The 26,861-nt window shown below is 34.7% G+C and carries 24 protein-coding genes and 1 tRNA gene; 9 read left to right on the top strand and 16 right to left on the bottom strand.

Translation table 11 applies throughout. From position 1 onward, the window contains the following. Positions 1-19: 19 nt before the first annotated feature. The 5 genes from CYAN10605_RS07035 to CYAN10605_RS07015 all read right to left on the bottom strand — a co-directional run bounded on the left by CYAN10605_RS07035 (position 20) and on the right by CYAN10605_RS07015 (position 5,033). Entirely contained in the window at positions 20-1,138 is a 1,119-nt protein-coding gene (locus tag CYAN10605_RS07035) for a Gfo/Idh/MocA family protein (RefSeq protein WP_015219245.1), read from the bottom strand. A 286-nt stretch (positions 1,139-1,424) separates the two neighbouring features. Beyond that, positions 1,425-2,411 carry a c-type cytochrome biogenesis protein CcsB gene (ccsB, locus tag CYAN10605_RS07030; protein ID WP_015219244.1) on the bottom strand — a complete coding sequence of 329 codons (987 nt, stop codon included), beginning with the start codon at positions 2,409-2,411 and terminating at the stop codon, positions 1,425-1,427. A 408-nt stretch (positions 2,412-2,819) separates the two neighbouring features. Continuing rightward, positions 2,820-4,016 (bottom strand): DNA double-strand break repair nuclease NurA, encoded by a 1,197-nt coding sequence (locus CYAN10605_RS07025; RefSeq protein ID WP_015219243.1) that lies wholly within the window; start codon positions 4,014-4,016, stop codon positions 2,820-2,822. Positions 4,017-4,198: 182 nt separating this feature from the next. Further along, positions 4,199-4,471: a DUF2470 domain-containing protein gene (locus tag CYAN10605_RS07020; RefSeq protein WP_015219242.1), complete on the bottom strand. Its 273-nt coding sequence runs from the start codon at positions 4,469-4,471 to the stop codon at positions 4,199-4,201. A 166-nt stretch (positions 4,472-4,637) separates the two neighbouring features. Continuing rightward, on the bottom strand, positions 4,638-5,033 hold the full coding sequence (locus CYAN10605_RS07015) for a DUF4359 domain-containing protein (protein WP_015219241.1): 396 nt from the start codon (positions 5,031-5,033) through the stop codon (positions 4,638-4,640). Between the two features lie 72 nt (positions 5,034-5,105). Between CYAN10605_RS07015 and CYAN10605_RS07010 the strand changes: the two genes are divergently transcribed. Together CYAN10605_RS07010 and CYAN10605_RS07005 are read left to right on the top strand one after the other, a co-directional pair. Next, a tRNA-His gene (locus CYAN10605_RS07010) sits at positions 5,106-5,178 on the top strand. 455 nt (positions 5,179-5,633) lie between these two features. Beyond that, positions 5,634-6,620 (top strand): methyltransferase domain-containing protein, encoded by a 987-nt coding sequence (locus CYAN10605_RS07005; RefSeq protein WP_015219240.1) that lies wholly within the window; start codon positions 5,634-5,636, stop codon positions 6,618-6,620. A gap of 304 nt (positions 6,621-6,924) precedes the next feature. Here the strand turns inward: CYAN10605_RS07005 and CYAN10605_RS07000 are convergent, their stop codons facing one another. After that, a complete protein-coding gene (locus CYAN10605_RS07000; RefSeq protein WP_015219239.1) occupies positions 6,925-7,815 on the bottom strand; it encodes a pentapeptide repeat-containing protein in 891 nt (296 codons plus the stop codon). A 477-nt stretch (positions 7,816-8,292) separates the two neighbouring features. Between CYAN10605_RS07000 and CYAN10605_RS18805 the strand changes: the two genes are divergently transcribed. Both CYAN10605_RS18805 and panD read left to right on the top strand, forming a co-directional pair. Next, entirely contained in the window at positions 8,293-8,466 is a 174-nt protein-coding gene (locus CYAN10605_RS18805; protein WP_015219238.1) for a hypothetical protein, read from the top strand. A gap of 212 nt (positions 8,467-8,678) precedes the next feature. Then, positions 8,679-9,095, top strand: coding sequence for an aspartate 1-decarboxylase (gene panD, locus CYAN10605_RS06995; RefSeq protein WP_015219237.1), 417 nt, complete (start codon positions 8,679-8,681; stop codon positions 9,093-9,095). Positions 9,096-9,340: 245 nt separating this feature from the next. Here the strand turns inward: panD and CYAN10605_RS06990 are convergent, their stop codons facing one another. Further along, the gene (locus tag CYAN10605_RS06990; RefSeq protein WP_015219236.1) at positions 9,341-10,315 is read right to left on the bottom strand and encodes a heme o synthase; all 975 of its coding nucleotides are present in this window, start codon (positions 10,313-10,315) and stop codon (positions 9,341-9,343) included. Between the two features lie 174 nt (positions 10,316-10,489). Beyond that, complete coding sequence (locus tag CYAN10605_RS06985) at positions 10,490-11,416, bottom strand: COX15/CtaA family protein (protein WP_041922730.1); 927 nt, start codon at positions 11,414-11,416, stop codon at positions 10,490-10,492. Between the two features lie 367 nt (positions 11,417-11,783). Here CYAN10605_RS06985 and CYAN10605_RS06980 point away from each other — a divergent pair, with 367 nt between their 5' ends. Together CYAN10605_RS06980 and recR are read left to right on the top strand one after the other, a co-directional pair. Then, positions 11,784-13,082, top strand: a complete 1,299-nt coding sequence (locus tag CYAN10605_RS06980) for a homoserine dehydrogenase (RefSeq protein ID WP_015219234.1) — start codon at positions 11,784-11,786, stop codon at positions 13,080-13,082. A 175-nt stretch (positions 13,083-13,257) separates the two neighbouring features. After that, a complete protein-coding gene (gene recR / locus CYAN10605_RS06975; RefSeq protein ID WP_041922447.1) occupies positions 13,258-13,851 on the top strand; it encodes a recombination mediator RecR in 594 nt (197 codons plus the stop codon). 121 nt (positions 13,852-13,972) lie between these two features. On the opposite strand, the gene remA is transcribed toward recR, so the two are convergent. Continuing rightward, positions 13,973-14,224 carry an extracellular matrix/biofilm regulator RemA gene (gene remA / locus CYAN10605_RS06970; protein ID WP_015219233.1) on the bottom strand — a complete coding sequence of 84 codons (252 nt, stop codon included), beginning with the start codon at positions 14,222-14,224 and terminating at the stop codon, positions 13,973-13,975. A 151-nt stretch (positions 14,225-14,375) separates the two neighbouring features. Between remA and CYAN10605_RS06965 the strand changes: the two genes are divergently transcribed. Next, the gene (locus CYAN10605_RS06965) at positions 14,376-15,248 is read left to right on the top strand and encodes an energy-coupling factor transporter transmembrane component T family protein (RefSeq protein WP_015219232.1); all 873 of its coding nucleotides are present in this window, start codon (positions 14,376-14,378) and stop codon (positions 15,246-15,248) included. A gap of 278 nt (positions 15,249-15,526) precedes the next feature. Here the strand turns inward: CYAN10605_RS06965 and CYAN10605_RS06960 are convergent, their stop codons facing one another. The 7 genes from CYAN10605_RS06960 to CYAN10605_RS06930 all read right to left on the bottom strand — a co-directional run bounded on the left by CYAN10605_RS06960 (position 15,527) and on the right by CYAN10605_RS06930 (position 23,369). Further along, entirely contained in the window at positions 15,527-16,459 is a 933-nt protein-coding gene (locus CYAN10605_RS06960; RefSeq protein ID WP_015219231.1) for a coiled-coil domain-containing protein, read from the bottom strand. A gap of 105 nt (positions 16,460-16,564) precedes the next feature. After that, the gene (locus tag CYAN10605_RS06955; protein WP_015219230.1) at positions 16,565-18,142 is read right to left on the bottom strand and encodes a coiled-coil domain-containing protein; all 1,578 of its coding nucleotides are present in this window, start codon (positions 18,140-18,142) and stop codon (positions 16,565-16,567) included. An 11-nt stretch (positions 18,143-18,153) separates the two neighbouring features. Next, positions 18,154-19,053 (bottom strand): hypothetical protein, encoded by a 900-nt coding sequence (locus tag CYAN10605_RS06950; RefSeq protein WP_015219229.1) that lies wholly within the window; start codon positions 19,051-19,053, stop codon positions 18,154-18,156. A gap of 190 nt (positions 19,054-19,243) precedes the next feature. Then, positions 19,244-20,146, bottom strand: coding sequence for an apolipoprotein A1/A4/E (locus CYAN10605_RS06945; RefSeq protein ID WP_015219228.1), 903 nt, complete (start codon positions 20,144-20,146; stop codon positions 19,244-19,246). A gap of 172 nt (positions 20,147-20,318) precedes the next feature. Next, the gene (locus CYAN10605_RS06940; RefSeq protein WP_015219227.1) at positions 20,319-21,251 is read right to left on the bottom strand and encodes a hypothetical protein; all 933 of its coding nucleotides are present in this window, start codon (positions 21,249-21,251) and stop codon (positions 20,319-20,321) included. Positions 21,252-21,347: 96 nt separating this feature from the next. Then, positions 21,348-22,340 carry a coiled-coil domain-containing protein gene (locus CYAN10605_RS06935; RefSeq protein WP_015219226.1) on the bottom strand — a complete coding sequence of 331 codons (993 nt, stop codon included), beginning with the start codon at positions 22,338-22,340 and terminating at the stop codon, positions 21,348-21,350. Between the two features lie 132 nt (positions 22,341-22,472). After that, the gene (locus CYAN10605_RS06930; protein ID WP_015219225.1) at positions 22,473-23,369 is read right to left on the bottom strand and encodes a coiled-coil domain-containing protein; all 897 of its coding nucleotides are present in this window, start codon (positions 23,367-23,369) and stop codon (positions 22,473-22,475) included. Positions 23,370-23,671: 302 nt separating this feature from the next. Between CYAN10605_RS06930 and CYAN10605_RS06925 the strand changes: the two genes are divergently transcribed. Together CYAN10605_RS06925 and CYAN10605_RS06920 are read left to right on the top strand one after the other, a co-directional pair. Continuing rightward, positions 23,672-24,841 carry a transporter substrate-binding domain-containing protein gene (locus CYAN10605_RS06925; RefSeq protein WP_015219224.1) on the top strand — a complete coding sequence of 390 codons (1,170 nt, stop codon included), beginning with the start codon at positions 23,672-23,674 and terminating at the stop codon, positions 24,839-24,841. Positions 24,842-25,104: 263 nt separating this feature from the next. Next, positions 25,105-26,841 (top strand): protein kinase domain-containing protein, encoded by a 1,737-nt coding sequence (locus CYAN10605_RS06920; protein WP_015219223.1) that lies wholly within the window; start codon positions 25,105-25,107, stop codon positions 26,839-26,841. Positions 26,842-26,861 lie beyond the last annotated feature (20 nt).

The following is a 26,861-nucleotide window of genomic DNA, read 5'->3' as shown; positions in this document are numbered from 1 at the left end:
CCCCTAACTCACTCATTACTTACTCATTGCCTAAGAGAAAATCCTGTAAAGAAGGTACTTTTAATCGTTGTTTTTGAGTGTGGGATTTATGAGTTAAATCCATTAGTAATTGAGAGTAAATCCCCTCGATAATTGAAGGTGCATTCATCTTATTATGATCAATATTTTCTACTAATTGATTTACCACTCTGATAAATGGTGCGAGTCTGCCATCGTCAAACACTTGCGGAAAGGCTAACCTTTCAGGAATTTTTATTTCTTCTAAGGGTTGATTGTCCCTAGAAGCGTATAATTTAAAACCGTGTACATAATCCTTGAGGTTATCACTGCCTAAGACTAATGTGCCTTTTTCTCCGTAAATTTCTAGCCAATGACCGCGCCCTTGATAGGTAACTGAGCTAAGATTAACCTGTACTGGTGTGCCGTCATTCAATTCTAAGGTTATTAAACAGGTATCATCAGCAGTAACAGGCTTTAATTGATTGTTAGACAAAGGATCAGGGCGTTGGGATATGGCACAACCTAAATAAGCAGAAATTGTCGCTATTTCCCCAAATAACCAGTGAATATAGTCAAAAGCATGAGATCCGATCGCACCTAATGCTCCTCCTCCTCTTTCTTTAACGGAATACCAATTCCATGCACGGTTAGGATTGCCCCTTGATGCCACTAACCAATCGATTTTGATAAGTCTTGTTTTACCGACATAGTCATTATCTAAATATTCCTTGAGTAATTGCCATGCAGGAATAAAGCGAAATTCAAAGTCAGGGACGACAATTTTTTGCTTTTGTTTAGCTAAACGATAAATTTCCCTAGTTTCATAAACATTGAGATTAAGGGGTTTTTCGAGCAAAATATGCTTATCGTGGTTAAGGGCAATTTTTGCCATGTCATAATGCAGAAACGGAGGGGTAGAAATACTGACTATATCTACTTCGGGTAAACGGCAAATATCCTCTAAATCATCCATTGCATGGGCAATATTATACTCAGAGGCGATGGCTTTTGCTTTATCTAAGACACGATGATGTATTGCAACCACCTCTGTGCGAGGGTGAAGTTGAAAAGCAGGTAAATGAATTTGTTTACCAAAACCCGTGCCAACAATAGCAACGCCTAGTTTTTTTTCACTCATATCAATTAAACTCAAAATATATCAAAGTTCGTAGGGGCATAATATATATTATGCTCATATTGGCTTTAGCCATTAATTATTCCTTGTAAAGATAGAAACCCTAAAGGGTTTACTACAAACTAATTTTTATTAGACATCTGGTAGACAATATTAATATAGGTTCGTAGTTAGGGCTTGGTTCCCTTATTTTGAGAATTCTTGGAGATGTCTATTTACGTTAAACTACTCAGTGAGGGTTGAATATATTCAACCCCTACATTACTTATTTCTCATTACTCTTTAAATATTAGAAAAACCAACCGTAAGAGTGTAAACCTTTACCCAATAAATTGACTCCTAAATAACAAATCCATACCACCAAAAAGCCTCCTGCGGCTAAAAGGGCAGGTTTTCTTCCTTGCCAACCCTTGGTAATTCTGGCGTGTAAATAAGCGGCAAAGACTAACCATGTAATTAATGCCCATGTTTCTTTCGGATCCCAACTCCAATAAGACCCCCATGCTTCATTTGCCCATACAGCCCCTGAAACAATACCGATGGTTAATAAAGGGAAACCTAAGCCGATAATACGATAACTGATATTGTCAAGGGTATCCACTAAACTCAAACGCTCAGGAGAAAGTTGATTGACAATGGTTTTTTCCTGGGTTAACACGGCTGTACCGCCTTGATTCTCAACTTCTGTGATTTTTTCCCCTTGATAGTTTAATTTTAAGGCTTTAACATTGCGGTAAGCTCCTGTACCGACAGAACTACCTCTTAATTGAATTTCTTTGCCCTGAGTTAAAATCAAAAATGCGATCGCAACTAATGAACCTACCATCAAAGCAGAGTAACTAAACATCATGACACTAACGTGCATCATCAACCAATTAGATTTTAAAGCAGGAACTAAAGGTTCGCTATGTTGCATTTCTGGGGGGAGAGAAAGGGTAGCAAAAGCGGCGATACCCATAGCAGTAGGAGCACTGACAACTCCCACTAAACGACTACCACTCATCGATTCTGCAATTAAATGCACTGTGGTGACACCCCATCCCAAAAAGAAAAGGGATTCATAAAGATTACTAATAGGGAAATAACCCCCTTCAATCCAACGCGCCAACAGTAGAGAGGCGATAGATAAATTACCGATAATCATGCCCATTGTACCGAGTTTAGGCAATATTGAAAAATTGGGAAAAGCTGTACCTACCCAATAAAATAACATGGTGATAAACAACACAGCGAAAGAAACGTTATCTAAAATATTTTCTAAACTAACTAAATCCATAGGGTCAATATATTAAATTTATTTTCTATTATCCATGATGACCCACCTCAATTGCATCTACTCAAAAATTTACGTGGGGAAGAGGGAGATGAGGTGATGAGGGGAAGGAATGAGAAGGGGAAATCGGAGCTTAGGGGTTAATAGTTCAGAGTTGTTAATGAACCTCAGTTCGGTTTAAGAATATCCGATAAGGTTAGGTGTCAGGTTTCAGGTTGCAGGTTGCAGGTGGTAGGGGTTTTTAGCAAGGGGCTTAAGCCCCTTGTTTAAGTCAGTTTGGGTTAAGGCAATTTTATCTTTATTTCTAAGAAGCTATAAGGTTTTTTGACTACGAGAAAATAATGCTTTCAGCTTATCCAAAACTCAGGTTAATTATTAATTATTCACTATTCACTATTCACTGATTACTCTTTAAGCAATACTGCCTCTTTTTCTTGCTTCCTTGTAAGAAACCCCGACATTTTTGATTCCAGCTTTGATCATTTGTTCTTCTAATAAGGCAAAAAAACGGGTGCGATCGCTTCCTTTGATTACAGCGAGATTATGGGCTTCAGCTAAAGCAACAGGATAGCCAAAACCCTTATCAACTTGAGCAAGGGTAATACTTAGAGACTGATTGAGGAGAGACTCATTTTCCGCTACCCATTGGGGAAACTCAACCCTAGCAATTTCCGTGCCAACATGGAGATAACAGAAGTAAATATGGTTTTCTTCTCCATATAAATCTAAAATACGAGAATTACTACGGAATATAGCACTTCTTTCTCCTCGTTGTAAAAGGTGAGTCCAAAGATTAACATCTCTGAGGGGTTCAACTTTCTGACAGGGTGTTTTATCCACTTCTTCCCCACAAAATGCCATACAATTAGGATTATCGTAGGGACATAAAGGAAAACGAAGAAAGTTAATTGCCGACGTGCTACGGGAAGCACTAACATATCCCACGAAAGGAATTTTTGTCTGTCGTAAACTTTCCCATGCTTTTAGGATAGGATTCAAAATTTCTTCTCTAGCCTCAACGGGTAAAGTTTCTAAAAACCAGTAAACCAATGAGCCATCCATCATGGCAAGGTTAGGGGTATCAAAATGAGCTCCGGGAGGATTTACCCAAGTACAAGCCATTTCTGCTAATACCTCGGCTTCAGCTACAGTGCGTCGATAACTCATCCATTCTTCGGTACGAATTCCCCATTTTCTGGATGCGTAGAGGTCTTCACTTTTATAGTATATTTCAGGAAGGGTATCAAGGAGAGGATGTAAATTTTGCCCATAATGCAACATAATTCGCCCAATATTGATCAAATAACAATAGGCAATTTCATGATGAGAGGGAGCAATTTGAGAACCATCTGCCGAAAAAACACTATGATTATTAGGGGCAATGGGAATTTTTACTTTTTTAGTAATCGATTCTTGAGGGGTAGCGGCAGTAAATAAGAGGCGATCGCTCCATTCTTTTTGAGCTTTAATAAAAGTATCTTGGTCTTTTTCGACTATTGCTAATAATTGTATTGCTTTTTCCAAACGCTGACTACTTTTTAGGGCTTCTTTTTGGATTTCTTGCCCCATGTCTGGCATTTGACGGGCTAATTTTGCTAAATCTAACACGGCTGTTTTTATCTGGGTATTTGGAAGTGAGGGGATTTGGGGGATTGGGATATTGGGGAATTGGGGTGTTAGGGTTCGGGGGTGTCAGGTTTCAGGTTGCAGGTGTTAGGGAAATGAGTAATGGGTAATGAGTGTTCGGAGTTATTCACTATTCACTATTTACCTTCGCCCTCGCCCTTTTCTTAATTTCTAATAGATTTAAGCATTTCAACTAATGTATGATGTGCGTCTTTTGCATCAATTAGAGTATGATCAAAGTTAATTCTTAATGGTTTTTCCTCGTTATTATCGATAATTAGCAACATACCTTTATTATCAATAGACAACATTTTCGCACTATTTAAATTTTCTAAATTACCATAATGTTTGGCATATAAGACTAAGGCATCTCCATGATCATCGTTCATATGTTTACAGATGCGATCGCTCACTGCGGTGGTAATAGTTTCACTCATGAGTTAATAAATATGATCCTATAAAATAGCTTTTTGACAAATTATAAGCTAACACCCAGTCAACTTGCCATTTTTATGGCTCTTCTACAAAATAAAAATATATTGATAAAGAAAAGGAAGCGATCTCAACTCAAAATCATAGCTTAATTCACCAACTCCTAATTTTTTACTCATGAAGTTTTTGGGCATTGATGACGTAAAAATTATTAAACACAGCAATAGTTTCAAATTGGTAAATATACAAATTAGTTGTATAAAGACTTAGCAATAAATAATTATTTCTTTTCGTATTGGAAGCGATTAATTGGGGTATTTTATTTTTACCTGTATCGACTATCAAATTGCAAACCTGACTTTTGATCATCTCTTCCAAATTGGACGATTGAGCAGGGCAAATATTTTCTTTAGCATACCGAACTAATTCTTCTGTGGCGAACTTTTCGTATTTAGTGGAATTGGGGTTAGTAAGAGTCAAAATTATTCCCATAATTAAAAAAAAGCCCCCACCAACTGCTAACAAAACACGGGGAAACTTACGCTCTTCGAGAAATAATGGATTCATATTTAGACAGCTTTTTTTGGATAATTACTGGATCATTTTAATGAAATTATGTTATAATCAGAAATCGTAATGGCGAGCGTAGCCAAGTGGTTAAGGCAGTGGATTGTGGTTCCACCATTCGTGGGTTCGAGTCCCATCGTTCGCCCTCCTAAAAGTTTATGTTAATTTACTAACTCTTCACAAAACAGTTTACATCAATTTTTTTAGGTAAAGCTCAATAGAAATTCCTACATATAATTCTAAGATAATTGGATCTTTATTGTGATGTCACTCCGTTATTAAATTGTCTTTATCTCAGATATTGCATCTAGCTAAAATGGACTGGTGACGGTAGAGAATAGAAGAAATCCCTCTGTGTTTTCCATTTTAAGAGGAGAAGGAAAACAGGGAACAATAAATAATTGATGAAAAACTTATTAAAATTGGTTTTAAGGATATTATTTTCTAATATAAAAGAACCAATGCAAGATTTCAGTTTATCTTAATACTCTTCGATTGAACTGGAGCTAACCATATCAGCAAAAAATCTGATTCATCAAAAAATCTCAGAAATTGATATTATTATAAACAAAATGTAAATAAATATTAAGGTTTATTTTAATGTTTCTATATTACGCTCTTGGTGTATTACTAATATCAGTAATCATAGGTGTTGTTATTTATCTACTAACTCCTCGGACTTTTGAAACTCCTGAAACTGTTGCAACTTCATATGATGAGTGGACAGAAGATGGAATTTTAGAATTTTATTGGGGTGAGCATATTCATTTAGGTCACTATGGTTCTCCTCCAAGACGCAAAGACTTTTTAGAGGCAAAAGCTGATTTTGTTCATGAAATGGTCAAATGGGGAGGATTAGATAAATTACCCCGTGGTACTAAGGTTTTAGATGTCGGTTGTGGCATTGGTGGAAGTACCCGTATTTTGGCAAAAGATTATGGTTTTGAAGCCACAGGCATTACCATTAGTCCAAAACAAGTACAAAGGGCAACGGAGCTAACTCCTGAGGGTGTTAGCGCTAAATTTCAGGTGGATAATGCTTTAGATCTTTCTTTCCCTGACAATAGTTTTGATGTGGTATGGTCGATCGAAGCTGGTCCTCATATGCCAGATAAGAATAAATATGCTCAAGAGATGATGAGAGTTTTAAAACCCGGTGGTACTCTTGTGGTAGCCGACTGGAATCAAAGAGACGATCGCAAAGTTCCTCTTAATTGGTGGGAAAGAATCGTAATGCGTCAATTATTGGATCAATGGTCTCACCCTTCCTTTTCTAGTATTGAAGGCTTTTCCGAACAAATTGCTGAAACAGGTTTAGTCGATGGAGATGTAGTCACAGCCGATTGGACTCAAGAAACTTTACCTTCTTGGTTAGAGTCTGTTTGGCAAGGCATAGTTCGCCCCGAAGGTATTATCAAGTTTGGTTTATCTGGTTTTATCAAATCCTTGAGAGAAGTTCCTACCATGATTTTAATGCGTGTGGGCTTTGGTAGTGGTCTTTGTCGCTTTGGGATGTTCAAAGCTGTTAAAGCTAAATCTGCTACTTCTACTAAAGAAGCTAATACTAATGAAGTGGTTAATGTCTAATATTCATTAGGGGTTAGGGGTTAGTTAGGGGCAAATGGCTATTCGCCCGTACAGGAGTTAGAAGTTATTAATTAACCTCAGTTCGGTTTAAGAATATCCGATAAGGTTAGGTGTCAGGTGTCAGGTTGCAGGTGGTAGGGAGATGAGGAGATTAGGGGAGAGGGTGAGAGGGGGAAATAGGGGCTTAGGGTTTTGGGGTGGTAGGGGTTGAATATATTTAACTTCAGTTGCCCTTCTCCCCTTTTAAGGGGAGACACAGGGGGGTTTGCCCCTTGCCCATTGCCCTTTTAACCTTGCCCTTTTCTTAATTGTTAATTGCCATATTCACTCGATAATTTTTTTTTAATTCAAAATTAAGCATTTTGGACAAAGTTTCAGAGAGAATTGTATTATCCAGACAAGAATTAACAAAACTGGTGTGATTTATGTTGACTCCTGTTAAATTAGCTTGAGATAAGTTTGTATCGTCAAAAATTGCCCCGTCGAGGTTTGCCATTTGTAAATCGGCATTTTGTAAGTTTGCTCCTCTTAAATCTGCCCCTCTTAAGTCTGCACCAACCAATATTGCTTCTCTTAGATTTGCATTCTGTAGATTGGCATTTTGTAAATTTGATCTACTTAGTCTTGCACCATATAAATTAGCTTCTGTTAGGTTACTATTACTCAGATTTACTTCTTTCATAAATGAGCGGGTAAAATTAGCTTGATAAGCACTAGACTGTTTCATGTTTGCTTTACTCAATCTTGCTTCTTGAAAATTACTCCAGTTGAGGTTACTGTTTCCGATAAAAGCCTCTCTCAAATTAACACGGTAAAGACTAGCTCCACATAAGTTAACTTCTGCTAAGTTTCCATTGCGTAAATTACTATGGCTAAGATTTGCGGCACTAAGTTGAGTTTTAATAAGATGCGATCGCACCATGAAAGCTCCAGTGAGATTAGCTTTAGTCAAATCCGCTCCATTAAAAACTGCTTCACTTAACTTGCTATACGTAAAATCAGCCCAGTTGAGTTGAGCATGAGAAAAGTTAGATTTAGTCAAAAAACAACGACTAAAATCAGCTCCGATTAATTTCGCATATTGTAAATCCACCGCCACTAACACCGATTCAGATAAAGTTGCTGATTGTAAATTAATCCCTTGAAACTGTCGAATACCCTGCTCATAGTTTCTCAAAAATTGATTTATTTTCATCTCTATTAACCTGAAGAATTGATTTGACTAATGGGGAAGATTTTAAAATCTCACTTGAACGACCAAAATGCGAATTAATTGTATGTCATTAAAAATGTCTTTTTAGCATTTTAATACTGAATAACCGTTGATGGTTAGGGATTTGTAATTACTCTTAATAAATATTTTAGATTCTTGAAAAAACCTTATTTTGTCTTACTTTTAGAAAAAGATAATAGCTACATTAATGATATTTTCCTAGGGTATCGAGTTCATCCCTTTACTTTACTTACTTTTATAAATTAGTCCTCAATTAAAGTTAATTTACCATAAAGAAATAGTTAATTTTCTTCACTCTTGCCTTTTGCCTTTCGTCTGACTACTCCAGGAAGTCTATCGATGGTGATAAGCGGAAAAATAAGGGTAACTAAGATATAATTTAAGAAATGTAAATCTTAGCCCCATAATTCAATCAAAATATCGAAGAGTATTGCAGTAATGGAACGAAAAAAAATAGTTGCGATTGTGACAGGAATAGTATCTGTTTTATTGGGAGTTGTTTATTTAATTTTGGTAGAGTTATTGGACTCAAGAGGAGCGATGATTCCAGCCCCAATTAATGATGTTTCTTTACTTTTATCATGGTTATTCTCGTCTCATTTTTACCTATAATTTATCTGGTGTTACCTGAATTCAGGATAAATATTCATCTCTGAGTGACGGGGAAAAAGGGAAGGGGCAAAGGCAATTAATAATTAGTAATCAATTAAAGCCTGAAACCTACAACCGAAAATCTGTCTTTATCCAATATTCTTCAATCGAACTGAAGTGGTGTTCGATACAAAATGATTGGTTTGCTTCTTATTGTATTATTTTTCTTTGTTATGACAACTATTCGATTAATGCACGCTAAATTACATCGAGTCAGGGTAACATCTGCAAATGTAGATTATGTTGGTAGTATTTCTATAGATCCAGATTTGATGGAAAAAGTTGGTATTTTACCTTTAGAAGAATTAGATATTGTTAATCTCAATAATGCTAAACGCTGGTCAACTTATGCCATTCCGGGGGAGAGGGGAAGTAAGGAAATTTGTCCTAATGGCGGGGCGGCTTTGTTGTGTCAAGAAGGGGATATTTTAATTATATATGCCTATGAAGAGTGCGATCGCGGTGAGTTAATAAAAAAAGGACATAAAGCAAAAGTATTAGTTGCCGATGAAAATAATAATATAGCGGATTTTTTTGAGCAAACCTTAACCCCCAATCAGGATAAATTCCACTTTCAGGAGAGATGTTAGAGATAAATAAACAGTGCGGAAAAAGTGGTTTTATTGCCATAGGAATCAAGGATTAAGAATCAAGAATTCAGGGTGTTGGGGAGATAAGGTGATGAGGGGAGAGGGGAGAGGGAGAAATGGGTAATGAGTAATGAATTATTATTCACCATTCACTAATTATCTATTGCCTGTTGCCTTTTCTTAATTCCCCAACCTTATCCGTGAATCCTGCATCTAACAGATTTCAACGAAATTTAATAAATTATTCAACAAAAGTTTAACCATAAATTCAATAAAGCCATAATTTGGCGATCAAAAGAATCAGTTAACTGATGGCTCAATTGCCAACTATCCACTACGATACCTGAACAGAGTAACATGAGGTAGAGAATGGAATATTTAAACATGGATTTAGCACAGTCTTTTTTTTCCGGTTGCTGTAGTAGTTGCCATGCTTTATAGATGAAAGTTAGTCCCAAAATAAGAGCAAAAGAAAAATAAACAAATCCTGCACTATGTAAAGGATAGATAAAGATTAAACTAAAGGCAAAAGTAATCCAAGTATAAATCCAAATTTGTTTAACCGTTGATTCAACGCCTTCTACCACAGGTAACATTGGCACACCAACTTGTGCATAGTCGTCACTAATCATCAAAGCCAAAGCCCAAAAATGAGGAGGAGTCCAAAGAAAAATTAATGTAAATAATGCCCATGCGCTCCAACTTAAATCTCCTGTTACAGCCGCCCAACCCACAAGAGGAGGAATAGCTCCAGCCGCTCCTCCAATGACGATATTTTGGCTAGTATGACGTTTTAACCAATGGGTATAAATAAGCATATAAAAGACAATCCCCGTCATAGCTAATAAGGCAGACAAAAGATTGACGGCAATCACTAAGATGCTAAAGGAAAGAATTGCTAGGAAAATTCCAAAAATAATTGCATGGTTAGATTGAACTCTCCCCGAAGGAATAGGACGTTTTCTCGTGCGCTTCATGTCATAATCAATATCTTGATCATAAACGCAGTTGAAAGTTTGGGCAGAAGCGGCGGCTAATGTTCCTCCTAATAGGGTCATAATTAAGAGTAAAGGATCAACTGTGCCTTTTCCTGCCATAAACATAGAGGCAGTAGTTGTTATTAAAAGTAAGGGAATAATACGAGGTTTTGTGAGGAGATAATAACTTTGAATAACTTGCCAAAAGTTCTCGTTACGAGGTGAAATACTTGTTCCGATCATGTTTATTGTTTTTGCTGAATTATGTTTAAGGTTTTAGCCTTAAGCTAATATTTGTTATCAGTTTTTTGATGTGATTAAGATTGATTGAAATAGACAGATTTTCAATTTAATTAGATGAGGGATCTAAATAAACTCTTTCTTCAAGGTTATGCTAATTTTTTATTTATGGAAAAACTAATTTAAAAGAGAAATGGTGGTATCTTCATCTCTGAGGGTATAAACAGTGAAAGTTATTAACATCCCAAAAAGTGCCGCTCCCATGGTATGGTGAGCTACGGTAAGAGGTTCTACTTGTAGATGAAGGTAAAATGTAGCAATACCGAGTAATATTTGGCTTACTAAAATTACAGTGATATATTTAGTCAAGTTTCGCAATTTTAGGCTTAAAGCAGGGGTTTTTCTCGCTAAAATAACTAAAGTGATAGTGGCGATAGTGGCAGGAAGCACTCCGATAATATGACTATTCATGACAAAACAAAGTTGATTCCCGGCAAAGCATTGATGTAAAGCCCATTGAGAGGCAACTAAACCCCCTAAAAGACATTGAATATATACGAAAATAGATGCGATCGCCCCTATGAGAGTTAATTTACTTACATCCGTAGCTGTGCCTTGATATTCACTGAGACTGCTACCAATAGCGATTAATGTGCCAAAAAACAGTAAAGCAGTGCCTAGATGAGCAGTAACAATGTCAAAACGCAATAATTCTGTGACTGTCAAACCCCCCAAAATTCCTTGAAAGATGATTAAAAATAGAGCAAAACTAGAGGCATAGGGCAACCATTGAGGTAGTTTACGGCGATGCCACCAAGAAGCAATGACCAAAATAATGGTAGTAAAACCAATTAAAGCCGCATCCAGTCGGTGAAACCACTCTAAAAATACCTGTAAATTCATTTCCTGAGTGGGGACGATTTTACCGTAGCATAAAGGCCAATCAGGACAAGCTAACCCCGCATTCATAACCCTCGTTGCCGCCCCAATTGCCATCAAAGCCAGAGTTGCGATCGCAATTTTCCATATTAGCCACCTAATCCATCTAAGGGGATGAGAAGAAGAGAAGGAAAAGAAAGAATTGTATAAAGCTGAATCTGTCATATTAAAAAATGCCATTGAATTTCTAAGGTTGATCTTAGCTTAGGATCAAATTTCTGGTACTTTTGGTATTTTTAGAATCTTTCTTGATTATTTTTACAAAAGTTAACAAAACTCTTTTTTACCTTAGCCATAATCTCTGATGAAGGGCAAAGGTAAATAGCTGATAATTAAGAATTAATAATTAAGAATTAAAAACCCTTAACACTCATTACTCGTTACTTATTACTTTCTCCCAACACCTGCAACCTGAAACCTGACACCTTTGAACACTAATACCCCAACACCCTAAACCCCGTTAATTATGGCTTAAGTAACCGTTGTAAGGTACAATAAGCAAAATAAGATTTTATTGAGAAGGACAGATATTGTGGCTTTTAAGATCGGTTTATTAGGACTAGGTACTGTTGGCACGGGTACGGCAGACATTTTATTTAATCCCGATGGCAGACACCCCCTCCTTCAAAATATAACTATTAGTCAGGTAGGGGTAAAATCACTCGAAAAAAAACGCAACATTGATTTACCCTCAGAAATTCTGACCACAGATTTAGAAGCCATTGTCACTAATCCCGAAATTGATATTGTTGTTGAGTTAATAGGTGGTTTAGAACCCGCCCGTAGTCTTATTTTAAAAGCCATCGCTCATGGTAAGCACGTTGTAACGGCGAATAAAGCAGTAATTGCCCGTTATGGTGGAGAAATTTTTGCGGCGGCTAATGAAGCGAAAGTTTATGTTTTGTCAGAAGCGGCCGTAGGGGGAGGTATTCCCATTGTTGAACCTCTTAAACAGTCTTTAGGAGCGAACCGTTTAGAAAATATTATTGGGATTGTTAATGGCACTACTAACTATATCCTTACGGAAATGACCGAAAAAGGATCTGACTTTGGACAGGTGTTAAAAGTTGCCCAAGATTTAGGCTATGCTGAAGCTGATCCTACTGCTGATGTAGAAGGTTATGATGCGGCGGATAAAATTGCTATCTTAGCTTCTCTTGCTTTTGGTTGTTTAGTCAAACGGGAAGACGTTTATTGCGAGGGCATTACTAAAATTACTAGCAGTGATATTAATTATGCTGAAAAATTGGGCTTTGTCATCAAATTACTTGCCATTGCTCACAAGGTACAATCTACCACGGAAACTCAACTACAGCTAAGAGTTCATCCCACTTTTGTGCCGACATCCCATCCCCTAGCAAATGTCAATGGTGTTAATAATGCTATTTTAGTGGAGGGTTCACCCCTCGGACAAGTCATGTTTTATGGACCGGGTGCCGGTTCAGGCCCTACCGCTAGTGCTGTAGTTGCCGATATTATGAACATTGTGGGGGTTCTCAATACTGATAAAACAGGAGATAATCTCGATTCTTTACTCAGTTGTTCCCCTCAAGGTCAGGGTCAAATTAGCCCTATAGAGGAAGTTTTTAGCCGTTTTTATGCCCGTTTCCTCTGTGCAGACGTACCGGGGGTCATTGGTCATCTAGGTACTGCTTTTGGCGAAAATAACGTCAGTTTAGAGTCTGTGGTTCAAATTGGATTTCAGGGGGATTTAGCAGAAATTGTGGTTGTCACTCACCATGTTAGAGAAGGTAACTTTAGAGAGGCGATCGCAGAAATTCGCAGTTTAAATGCGATTAAGAATATCCCCAGTATTATTCGAGTGCTGTAGTTTGAATCAGGGGTTATGAAAGAGGTGTCAGGTTGCAGGTGTCAGGTGTTAGGGTGATAAGAGGATAAGGGAGAAATTAATTAAACACTGTTGCCCTCCCCCCGGGGGATAAAGGGGGGGTTGCCTCTTGCCTCTTGCCTCTTGCCTTTAGCCTTTTTGAAAGGAGATAAATACTATTTTTACACCACCTCTCGCTAAATTAATCGAACAATTACAAAAATTACCCGGCATTGGTCCTAAAAATGCCCAGAGATTAGCATTACATATTATTAAACGTTCGGATAAAGATGCTGAAGCCCTAGCTCAAGCTATTCTGGACGCAAAAAGAAGAGTAGGTTTATGTCAAAAATGTTTTCATTTATCGGCTGATCCTGTCTGTGAAATCTGTCGTAATCCTAGTCGAGATCAAAGTATTATCTGTGTTGTTGCTGACTCTAAAGATGTAATCGCCTTGGAAAAAACCAGAGAATATCAAGGTTTATATCATGTAATTGGGGGGGTTATTTCCCCAATGGATGGTATCGGCCCTGAACAACTGCACATACAACCACTAATTCAAAGAGTTAGTCAAGAAAAAATTGAGGAGGTGATTTTAGCGATTAATCCTAGTGTTGAGGGGGAAACGACTACTTTATATATTGGTCAATTAGTTAAACCTTTTACAAAAGTTACTCGTATTGCCTTTGGTTTGCCCATGGGAGGCGATTTAGAATATGCAGATGAAATAACCCTTGCTAGGGCGTTAGAAGGGCGCAGAGATTTTGATTAAGATTGATCTATTTTTTAATATTCTTGCAAACAAAATAGAAATCAAAAATATAATGGAGATTATTTACTATTGATATACTTATCTGTTCCTTTTTCCTTTTTCCTGAATTCTGTAAAAATCCCTATTTTTCTACATGAGAAACAAAACGATGAGCAACAGTTTCTGGTTGAATAGCAGATAATACTACATGGTTGGAATCTGTGATGATTACGGCTCTGGTTCTTCTGCCATAGGTTGCATCGATTAATTGTCCTTTATCTTTTGCTTCATTGATGATACGTTTAATAGGGGCAGACTCAGGACTAACAATGGCAATGACTCGATTAGCGGCCACTATGTTACCAAAACCGATATTTATTAATTGAATATCCATAAATTTTACTGATAGTTGACAGTTTTAAATTTATCCTTTATCTTATCGCTATATTTTTAGAATAACAAGAATTTTCGTCAATATTCTCGGAAATTTGACATTGTTTTTATATTCCTTACGACTTTTTAATAATTACTAATTACTTACTCAAATGGATTTTTTGCGATCGCTTCCTATTGGTATATTTATAGAAAAGCCCATCTCATGGCTACATAAATTAGATCCTCGTGTTAAGTTAGCATGGTTGATGAGTGTAATTTTGACACCTTTGTTAGCAAATCCTTATTGGCGTATTTTTCTGGTCATTTTTTTGTTACTTTTGACAGTGTTGGCAAAAATTCCGTGGCGTATTCTGAAAACACAGGTTAGTCTATTAGTCTTTTTTCTGGTTATTGTATTTTGTGTCACCATATTTTCTGGGGATGGATTTAATCTTAATTACCAACCAACTTTGCCCCCAAGCACATTACCAACCCCTCAACCCACGGATTATCGATATGTATTGCTAGAAATCGGTAATTTTACCATGACAAGAAGAAGTTTAGATTTAGCGATTCGAGTTACCACTTTAATTTTTACTTTAGTTTATAGTAGTAATTTGTTTTTGTTGACTACAGCCCCTGAAAAAATTACCGCAGGAATTGAAGATTTATTATCCCCTTTAAGAAGATTTAATTTACCAATTACAGAAATTATTTTAACTTTAACTTTGGCATTAAGATTTATTCCTTTAGTGTTAGAAGAAGCTCAAAATTTAATTAGATCCATCAAAACAAGGGCAATTAATTGGAAAAAATTAGGTTTTAAAAAAAGTATGCAAATATGGTTAATTGTAGCAGAAAAATTATTACAAAATATCCTATTAAGAGCTGAACAAATTGCGATCGCGATCGAAGCTAGAGGTTTTACAAATCCCCATGATCATTTAGTACAATGGCATGAATTAAAAATGATAAAAGCTGATTTTTTCGCTTTATTTAGTTTAATAATATTTTGGTTTTTTCGGGTGATATATGGTGGTTAAATATTTTTCAATAAATCTTTTATAACATTATAATTAATGGTTCTTCTACAGTGGTTATGATAAATTGACAGAAAATAACTTCTATAACCTTTATTGAATAGTGTTTATAGTAAAACAAAAACTAAAAGTTTATAAATTATTATTTAATAATCCCCTATTGCCTCTTGCCTACCTTAACTGATAATTTACATACTCAAAGTGATAAAGCCGAATTAATTGATATAGAAAATATAGTTAACTTACTTCATTTTTACCTTTTACTTGATAGAATAATAAATCTAATTTACACCTAATGATTCTCCCACTTCTTCTATGTCTGTAATCAATTTTTTCAATTTTTCTATAAATATTTCTATTTCTTTACTATTATCTGTAAACAAACTATCATGATCTTTTAATTTTTCTAGTGCGCTATCTGACTCAATTAAAGTTGTCAATTCTTCTCGAAAATTGTTGATTTTATCTTTAAATAAAAATCTAGCTTTTTCTATATTCTCCTCACTATTTTCTCTAAAAGAGCTTATTTTTTGCTCAATATTATTAATACTCTGTTCTAATAATTCTTCTAAGTCTGTAGAATAATTAGCTAATTTTGGCTTTAAGTTATCTTCTAAATTACTGTTTATATCCTCTTGATAGTCATTTATTTGGTTAGTAAAATTTTCTAAATTATATTCAATTACTTCCTCTAAATAATTAACTTTTTCCGATAAAATTTCAATTTCTTGTTGTGTAGATTGCCAAGTAATCTCAATACTTTCATGATTAGCTTGTAAAGACTCCCATAATTCATTAAAAATAGTAATTCCTTCTCCTAAAATTTGTAAGTGATGAGTCTTCATTTTCTCTAATTGTTGCTCAAATTTATCAAAATAGCCATTGAGAGTTTGCATTGGTGAATTTAACTCTTTCTGCTGATTAATCATGGTTTCATTCAGTTGTTTAATTTTATTAGATACTGCAACCATCTTTATCTGTAATAAACCTTGTTGAGTAATTATTATTTGAGGAAAATTAGATAGTTTTTTTTGCACTTCTATTAATTGTCTAACGACTTCCTCTTGTTTGTTATTATTTTTTTCAATGACATTATTTAAGTTTTCTCTAATATCGTTGAGAATTTCTGTCATTTTACTTAATTCTTCTGGTAAATTTTTTCTTACCTCACTTATATATTCTAAACTTGAAATTAACTTTTCATTAATTAACATTTTGATTTATCCTCTTTTAAAAATTTAGTACAAGTAAAAATTAAAATTAATTAGTAATAAAAAAAATAAATAATAAGTATTTTATAAAAGATATTAATTTAAATACTAAATATCAAAACTTTCTAATTCTGCATGGACTTTTTCCACTATTTCTTCTGTATCCATTAATTGATTACTTATATTTTCTATTTCTTGCAATGAAGGTTCAATATTGTCGATATTAGTAATGTTATCTTTAATCTGCTCTAAAACACTATTTAAGTTTTCTTCAACTGTTATCATCTCTTCTTCTATTACTTCTTGATAATCATTATTTAGTAAATTTTCAATGGTTGTTAAATCAGAATCTATATCTTGTTTAAATTCATTAAGCAAATCAATATTATTATCTTTAAAACCACTAAATTTATTTTGTAATTCTTCTTCAAAATTATCTATATTCTCTTCAATATCTTGAGGGTATTTATCTTGAATATTTATCTGTAATTCTTCCAACAATGTCTCTAGTTTATTTGTTTTATCAGTGCAGGAATCAGTAAAAGATGTAAAAGTAATATTTGTATCTTCTATCATTGTCTCTAATGTGCTGTTAATATCTATAATTAATTCCTGAAAAGGCGAAAAAGAATCATCCATTTTATTAATTACATTTTCCAAGTCACTGGTGATATTTCCATTCTCATCTTCTCTATTTCCCCCAGTGAATGATATATTTTCCTCTAAAATTTTTGTCATTAAATCTTCTAACTTTTGAGAAGCAGTATTTAATAACTTTTGATTTTCCTCTAACTCTTGTAAAGTATTTTGTTGTTGTGTTTGCGAAGTTTCTCCTAACTCTTGAATTTGGGTTAACATATCTCCCAACAATTTTTCAAAATCGACTAATTGGCTTAATGCTTCTTCTTCTTGAGTTTCCATTTCCTCATCATTTGTGGTTAATTTATTCATCAAATTAGTTAATAAATCATCTATTTGTTGGCTTGAATTTTCTAAATTTTCTGCCTCCTGTTGGGATTCTTCTGTTAAACTGTCAAATAATTCATTTATTTCCGCCATTTTTTGACCTATATCGGCTATTTTCTCCTGTAAAACCTCTATTTCTTCTTCTGTTTCTTGTATCCCTTCTTGTTTATCTCCTTTTTCTGCCCCCCTTGACATCTTACCCGATGATTTTTCTTCCGCCGAAGATTTATTCTCTTCAGATTCTTTTTTTCCTTGTGAATCGTGGGGAGACTTTTTTTCTTCACCATCTTTTAAAGATGATTTTTCACTGTCACCAAAAGAGTTTTCTTTTTCTCCCGAAGAATCATGGCTACTTTCTTCTACATCATCTTTATTATCACCATTATTCGTTTTCGCTAATTCTCCCTCTAACTGGTTTAATTTTCCTTGTGTTTGTTGTAATTCTTCTTCCGTTGGTAAGTCACCTTGTTGCATTTTTTTGGCTATCTTGCCAATATACTCACCTACCTCTAGCACGTTACTCCCCTGTTTTCCTCCCAATTCTTCGGCTAAGGCGAGAAGACTTTGACTATTTTGCTGTAAATCCCCTGCTAAATTATTAATTTCTTGTGATTTTGCCTCCCCTTTTCCTTCCAAGCCGAAACCGATTAAACTACCTAATACACCTAAACCACCGATACTAGAGGCAACTATTTTTTTTGCTTTTTCTGATATTTCCATAATTTCTTTTGTTATGTGATAGATTTTATTGTTTCTAAACTAGATTGATATAACTGTTGTGCGGTAGATAGTTTATTATTCATTTCCTCTAAGCTATCATTATTTTTTTCGAGGGAAATCACTATTTTCTCTCCCGATTCTTCCGTTAAAGATTCTATTTTTTTTGATGTATTTTGTAAGGTTTTTATTTCCTCAATAATATCTTGAAATTCTCCTTGTTTAATCTTCATATTTAGCCAACTATTGAGCTGTTGATTTTCTTCTTTACATACTTGTTTTAGTTTCTCTAAATTTTCTTCAATACTATTGAATAATTCGAGAATTAAATTTTTAATTTCTGCTATTTTTTCTTTAGATAAATTTTGTAAGCTATCGCTTTTATTTGTTAAATATTCTCGTTGTTCTCTAAATTGCGATCGCATCTTTTCACTAATATCTTGAAGGCTATTTAAATTGTTATTAGTTTCTTCTAAATAGTTTTTTAAATCATTATCTAAAGTTTCTATTCTACTTTGCCACTCGTTAATATTATCTTTTAAACTATCAGTAAGGGTATCAGTTTTTTGCTCAATGTTATTAATATCGTCTTGAAAAGCTGAAGAATGTAATCTAATCTTTACCATTAAATCATCAGCAATATTATCAATAAATTTAACCTGCTCATTTAATTTTATCAAAGTAGCGTGAGAAACCCCTGTTTGAGTCAGTAAATTTTCTTGTATTCTCATCATTTTTTCACTCAAACTTACGGTTGTATTTTTAGTATTTTCTTGGAGATTAATAATACTTTGACGCAGAGAAGTAACACCATTATTAATCTTAGAAAAAGAACCAGAAGACAACTCCAATTTAGATTCCATTACTTCTAAACGCTCAGTCATTTCATCAATTAAATCATTTATTTTTTCCATTTTTAAATTCTTATTTAGTAGAGGAATAAAAGATAACAGTGAAGCGAGAGAAAAAGACAAAGGGCAAAGGCAATTAAAAATTAGTAATTAACTAAAACCTAAAACCTGCCACCTAAAACCTGAAACCCACCTCAATTAAATATTCTTATCGTTAAACTGAAGTTATAAAAACTCCTGACTCCTCTTTTTTCTAAAATCTTCCCAATAACTCTTGCACCTCCTCAAACACTCCCAAAGCAGTATTTAAGCCAATATTAGTCGTATCCATTGCTGTCATTAGAGTATCCTTAGTGGTGTCAACAGTGCCACCTAAATCCGTCACCAACTCACTCAAAGTCGTTAAAGCATCCTCAATATCTTCTGCCGTAGAAAGTAAATCCTCAAACATACCCTCCGCATTGCCCGTAAATTCATCTAAAGCTGAATTAGCAGATTCTTGAGTATTATTAGCTTCTTCCTCAGCTTTTTCTCTCACACTAGCAGTAATTTCCTGTAATTGAGTTGTTAAATTGCCTATCATGTCATTAATACGAGAAATAGCGTCTTGAGCGATTTCTTGTTCCATTTCTCCAGCTCTAACTTCGATTTCCTCCTCATTACTACTGAGGGCAGAATTAAAATCATTTTCCAACTTACTTTGAGACTCCGAGACAGTTTCCTCCAAATCTTGCTGCACTTCTTCTACCTTAGTTTGTAAAGTTTCTAATGCCTCTTTAACCGAATTAAATACCTCCTCAAACTCAGAAGACTTAGTATCACTATCTTCCCCTAAAGCCGTTATCTCAGTTTTAGTATCTTCAACCATCTGATTGGCTTCATCCTGTGCAGACTGTAGATTCGTTTGTAAATCACTGATTCCCTGTCTTAAATTTTCTGTTTCCCCATTTAACTCATCTCTAGCATTAGAAATGCGCTCAAGTAAACCATCTGCACGAGTTGATAATTCATCCCAATTACTATCAAATTGCTGACTAACTTCCGCTAACCTTTCCCTTGCCTGATTTAAGTTTTCTTCAGCTTCATCCGCACGATTTAACAATTCCTGTAACTGAGTTACAGTTTCGGCTATACTTTGTTCTAAATCTACCGCCATAATTTTTACTCCTTAATTTGTTAATAATTGACTTTTATCAATGATTTGTAGTAAAGGCTAAAGCCCTTATTTTGACTATTCTTATCGATGTCTAATAGAAATCTGGTAAAAACACAGGCAAGATGCTTGTTTCAAGGGGAAAATCGTAAATGTTTTGAAAATTTATTTCAAATCATCCGAAATCAATGCCAAATTTTTCCGCCGCAGATTTAACCCCATCAATTCCTGCCTCAACGGGCTCTTTAAATGCGTCTAAATCGTCAATTAAACCAGCTACAACCTCTCGAATACCAGAAGATTCACTTTCAGCATCAGTGACTTTTTGCACCATATCTTCCACAGAGTCTGTCACCTTACTTACCGCAGAAGCAATCAATTCTTGTAATTGAGCCTCTATCTCACTTTGAGCCTTATCCATCAAGCCACTGACACCCCCAGATATCGCCTCAGATGTGGAACTTAAAACACTGGTAAAATTCTCACCAATAGAAGTAAACTCATCCGCCATTGTCTGAATTTCACCACTAACGGTTTCTTGCCCTTGATTTACTTGCTCAGAAAAATTCTGCATTTCTTCATCCATACGACTACTAACATCTTCTAGTTTTTCTCTCAATGCCTCCATTGCTGACAAACTAGATTCAAAAGCACTTCTCAACTGCTCCTGACTAGCTTGTAAAGCTGTTTGAGACTCTTTCATAGCGTTTTGTGCCGTTTCTTCTGTTGCCTCTGTAGATGCTTTTCCCTCCTCAAGATTAGTTTTCAACTGATTCATTTTTTCCATAGCTGTTTGTAACTCTTGCACCATCTCCTCTTGAGCCTGTGTCATAAAGTTACCCAACTCCGTAGCACTACTCTCAAACTCATTAACGGCGGTTTCTGTTTCCGTTTGATTGTCTGCAATTTCCTGTTGCATTTGGGTTAATGCACCTTGCACTTCTCCTAATGTTTCCGCTACCTGTGCCTGTTTTTCCTGCACATTGGCAACTAATTCGTTAGCTTCGGCTTCCACCTCTTGCGCTAGAGTAATTAGATTTTCTAAACGCTCAGGAAATTCCATAATTAGTTGAGATAGTAGATTGAGACTGTCACTTAATTCACTCATAATATATTTTGTGTTGGTATTGGATTTTAGTAAAATTAGTAAAAATAGTTAAAACTTTTCCCTACCCTAATTAGTAAACTTAAACGGAAAACTAGCCTAAAGAGAAAAAGCGTCAAGCACGGCATTAATAGCTCCGATCGCAATTTTCGCCGCCGCAATTTGTGGTAAGATAGGGCTTATACTAGCGGTAACGGAAGTGCCAACGGTAGTCATAGAAATTTGTTCAACCATTTCACTAGCAAGAGACGACACCGCATCTTCCATAGCTTGTTCAAAAGTTTGTGTTAATTCATCTTTAGTGGTTTGCCCCGCATATTCACTAGAATTTGTCATGATTTCGTTGAGTCTTTCTTTTAACTCATCCGCTAAATTCATGTTTTCATCTTCAAAGGAGGAGAGTAAGTCATCAAAACTGCTAGTTAAATTTTCCAGTTGACTGGTTAACTCACTCAATTGCTCACCCATAAGATTTCCACTAAAATCAGTTAAAAGAGAATCCATTTCTCCTTTATTAGTTTCTCCAATATTAGTCGCGGTTTCCTCAAATTTAGCCTCTGTTTCTTCTTGAGTGCTTTCTAAATCACCTTGTAAATTACTGGTGTTGTCACTGAAACTGTTAAAAAACTCCTCAGCTTCGCTATTACTGTTAGCAAGGGAATCTTCAAGATTACTAATACCCTCAGCTAAATCAGCAAAAGTTTGGCTTAATTGTGCAAAAAAGTTGTCTAACTCTCCTTGTTGATTATCAATTTCGGTTTCTACCTCTGTTTCTTTTTCCTCCACCGATTGACTAATTTCCTCAAGTTTTGCCTGAAGTTGAGTTAAGGCGGCTTGTAAGCCAGTTAACTCCGTTATCATTGCTTCGGAGTCTTCGGTGAATTCCTTCTTAGAGTTTTCAAACTCACTACTAGCTGTTTCTAAACTATTAGTAACTTCTTCTAAACAATTATCTAAGGATTGATTAGTTTCTTCTAATTGCTGAGTAAACTCCGTCATCTGATTATTTGCTAAATCGAGGGCGGTGAGTAATTCTTCTAGCTTCTCCACCGACTCATCAATATTCTGCTCCATTACTTGTGCATCTGCCATGATTTTCCCCTTTTGTGTGCTAATTTGTTAATACTTGATAAGCCAAAATTTATTTAACTTAAATTATCTATTCATGTTTGAAGATAAATAAAACTTTTGCTTGTCTTCACCAAATAAAATAAATTGAGATTACTAAGCCAAAACCGTTTGAATCGCATCTAAAACGGGTTTAATATCCTCAATCAAATCAGTAACTTCGTCAACCTTATCAACTATGTCACCGATACCGCCATCGAGTAATTCTCCCGATTCTTCTCCTGCGTCTTTGAGAAAACCTAAAGCATCCGTTAAACCTCCTGCAGATTCTGTTAAATCTCCCATTAATTCTTCTGTGAATTTAGAGGTTAGATTACTGATTAAGTCTCCTGCTTGAGATTCTAAATTTTGAGTCAGATTTTCTGCCCCTGATTTACTTTGCTCTGCAACATCTTCAAATTCAGATTGTAAGCTCTCAAGTTTATTGCTTAACTCTTCAGCTAAATCGCTAAATTGTTGTAGGATATTTTCTTTTTGAGTTTGGAAACTTTCCGTAGCGGTATCTACTGCACCATTAAATTCTTCAATATTTCCTTTTACCGTTTCTTGATAGCTTCCCATTTGCTCCTCAGTTTGTTGTATATTTTGGGAATATTGCTCAAATCCTGACTTATTCTCTTCAGTTTGAGAGTCTATTTCCTCGGTGATTTCCTGTTTACGGGCTAGTAAATCTTGTAAACGGGTTTGAAAATCTGTCATTAGTTGAGTAATTTGTTGATTAACCTCATTGGTTTTTCCGTCAAATTCTCCCATAATTCCTTTGGTATTTTCTAATTCCGTTTCAAGGGTATTTTCAGCTTCTTCTAACTCACTAATCATTGCTTCCCATTTAGCTTGGGCTTCTTCTCCTGCTTGAGATAAATTTTCCGCAATTTCTGTAGCTTTTGTAACTATTTCTTCTACTTGAGTAAAAGATTTTTCCCCTTCTAAAATTAAAGCCTGCGCCCTTTCATCTACTTGCTCAATCAGGGCATTAATTTCTTCTGTCGCCATTATTTTTCCTCCATCAGAAGGTAGTTTTAATTAATATTGTTTTTATTTTTGGTTAATAACAGTTACAATTAATAAGGTCATAACTCTACTGTTTCAAGAATTTTTCTCCACTTATAGTTGTCTTTACTCTTGAAATAAATATATTAATTCTAGGTTGGTTAATCGTTATAATTTATTGATACAGTAATATTTTAATTTTTTTTTCAGTTGTCGTATTAAACCACAGAAAAATTTAAGATTTATATTAATTTTTATTGCACTTTTTTTGATTATTTTACTTTTTGTTAAGTTTTTTCTCTGTTATGTTTTTTTCTCCTAAATTTCTTGAGCAAATTTTTCTTAAGTTAGTGTTATTTTTCCTTCTTTTTATAGAGGCTGGAGAAGCAAAAGGGTTAACAAACAAGGTGGTTGGGCAAAATAGTCTTGTGAGGGAGATAAATAGTAGTGAGTCGCAGATAATAGCTAACAGTAAGAGAGAAAGGCTAAGGGTTGCAACAAAGTCTTTTCCTCCTTTTGCTTTCGAAGAAAATGGGCAGTTTGTCGGTTTCAGTATTGATTTGTGGAAGGAAATCGCTAATGAGTTGGATGTCGATTTCAATATTTATGGGGAAAAAACTATTTCCGATTTGCTTAATTCTGTGACTGACGGTTATACAGATGTGGGAGTAGCAGGGATTACTATTACTTGGGCAAGGGAAAAAGATATTGACTTTTCTCACTCTTTTTTTGAATCTGGTTTACAAATTCTTGTGCCTATGGAAACGGTTTATCCTTGGCAGTTTTTCTTTGCTTTTATTTTTTCTCCCATTCTTTGGAGTACTGTTGCTATAATTGTTGTTGTAATTGCGATCGCATCTCATTTAATTTGGTGGTTAGAGAGGAAAAATAATCCACAGATGTTTCCTGAAAATTATAAAGATGGTATTTGGGAGGCTTTTTGGTGGGCAGTTGTTACCGTTGTGACAGTGGGCTATGGAGATAAAACCCCAACGGGAAAAGCGGGGAGAATTATAGCGACAATCTGGATGTTTACAGGCGTGTTGTTAATTTCCTATTTTACTGCCTCAGTAAGCTCAATTTTAACAGTGCAGAGACTTGATAATAACATTACTACCATTCAAGATTTATATAACAAATCCGTTGGCACGGTGAAAGGTAGCACCGCCGCAGAATTTTTGGCTTCAACCAAAAGCTATGTTGTCTTATTTGATTCTATTGAGGACGCTTTCCTTGCCCTTGATGATGGTAAGATAAAAGCAATTGTCTATGATGCACCTGTTTTACGTTACTATTCTCGCAGTGATGGTGCAGGGAAAGTGAAAATTGTTGGCTCAGTTTTTGAGAGACAAAGCTATGGAATTGCTTTAAAATCTAATAGCCCTTACCGAGAATCCATTAATCAAGCTATTCTTAAACTAAAAGAAGATGGCACTTATGAGCGTATTTATCAACAATGGTTTGGTGCTGATTAAAAAGTTGCTAACTAATATAAACTCAATTCTGCTTAAGAATATCCGATAAGGGCAGGTTACAGGTTACAGGTTGCAGGTTTCGGGGTATTAGGGAGATGAGGGGAGAGGGTGAGAGGAGGAAATTAACTCTTAACTCTCAATTTTTAACTGAAATTTATTCACTATTCACTATAAACTATTTACCCTTGCCCATTCCCTGTCTTAACGAGACAACCTAAATGCCAAACTAGCTTATTATAACTAATTCCTCATAATTTATCACGATGAAAGATAAGATAATTATTCATAGTAAATACCAAATGATTCAAACTCTTGAGAATTTCAATGAGGAAAAGATTTATTTAGTTAAAAATATTGTAAATAATCAAAAATATCTACTTCAGTCATTGGATTTGTCATTGATTACCCCAGAGGAAATAAATCATATAAGAGAGAAAATAGAATTAATTAAAAATATCGCCAAACAATCTGAGAATAATCAAAGATTTCCTTCTCTTGTTGATGTATTTGATGAGAAAAAAGCAATAGTTATTATTTATGAAAAATTTGGGGGCAACAATCTTCAAAACATTCTCAATAGCCGACAATTATGGACAGAATTAGAAGCTGTTAATTATCTTTACTATTTATTAGAGAGTTTAGATTTAATTCATCGTGAAAACTTAGTTCATCAAATAATTAAACCACAAAATTTGACCATCAATAATCAACAAATATTTATTAATAGTTATGGTAAATTAAGCAATTTAAAATCGTCTTTGATGGAAACAGTAACCCTTGAAGATAAATTATATATCGCTCCTGAACAAATTAGAGGCAAAATTAAAATTAGTAGTGATATTTATGCTTTAGGTATGGTAATCATTAGCCTAGTTACGGGAAAAAATATTCTTAGTTTAGAGGAAGATGATACAGGCAAAATAATTTGGAGTGAGGGAGAGAAATTGACAGCAAATTTTATTCAAATTATCGATAAAATGATTGCTTATCAAACACAAAATCGATATAACAACTGTCAAGAAGTTATGGCGGATATAGCTAAGTTTTTCCCTCAACGTGTTTCAGAAAAATCTCTTGATTATTCAACAGAAAATATTGCTCATTATACCCCCACTGAAATTATAATTCCAACGGAGAAAGAGGAATTTAGTCAGGAAGAAAATTATAGTAACTCAAGTTATCTTAATCCCACAGAATATGTGGATTCAAATAATTCTAATCAAAAAGAAAAGGAAATTATAGTTAATGATACTGAGTTAATTAATGCTGAAGATGATATTAAATCTTTATTACCTTTAGCAGAAGAATATTTATCCGAAGAAAGCAAATCTTTTTCCGCCAGAATCGACAGTCAAAATCAAAGAGAAATTAGCAATGATAATACTGTCAGTAACTCATCATCTTTGCTACCTTATTCTGAGCATAAATTCAATTTAATTCGTCAAATTAAGACTCCTAGAGGAATTTTAATTAGTTTTATTATTTGCATTTTAATAATTTTCTCTTTTTCTTGGCTAAAAAGCTATTTATATCAAAAAAAGGTAGAGAGTTTAATTACAGAAATTCAGAGCTATTATGAGCAAGAAAATTTTGATGAGTGTATTGCATTAATTAATTCAAATACAGTACAATCTTTACCTATTGCTAATAGTTTAACAGATGAATTTTTAGGTAAATGTTGGTTGGGTTTAGCGGAAATTCAAGCAGTAGATGGTAATTTTGCTGAGGCGATTAATATAGCGATACAAATTAATCGTGATTCTTCTGATTATGAGAGGGCAAGACAATTTATTGATGATTGGTCTGAACAACTTTTTTTAGAGGCTAAAATTCTTTGTCAAACTAATAGTGAATTGTCTTTAATAGAGGAAAAATTAATGCCTATTCCTGAAAGCAGTAAATGGAAAAAAGATGCTTTAAATTTATTAGATCAATGCGAAAATAATACTAATAATAATCAAGTTATTCCTCTTTGTCCAGGTCCTTTATGTCCTGAATAATCAATTAGTATTTTTGCTAG

It is taken from the genome of Cyanobacterium aponinum PCC 10605, from assembly GCF_000317675.1.
In the GTDB taxonomy this organism is placed as follows: domain Bacteria; phylum Cyanobacteriota; class Cyanobacteriia; order Cyanobacteriales; family Cyanobacteriaceae; genus PCC-10605.
The sequence above is the reverse complement of the archived record's forward strand: the minus strand, read 5'-3'. Positions and strand labels throughout refer to the sequence as shown.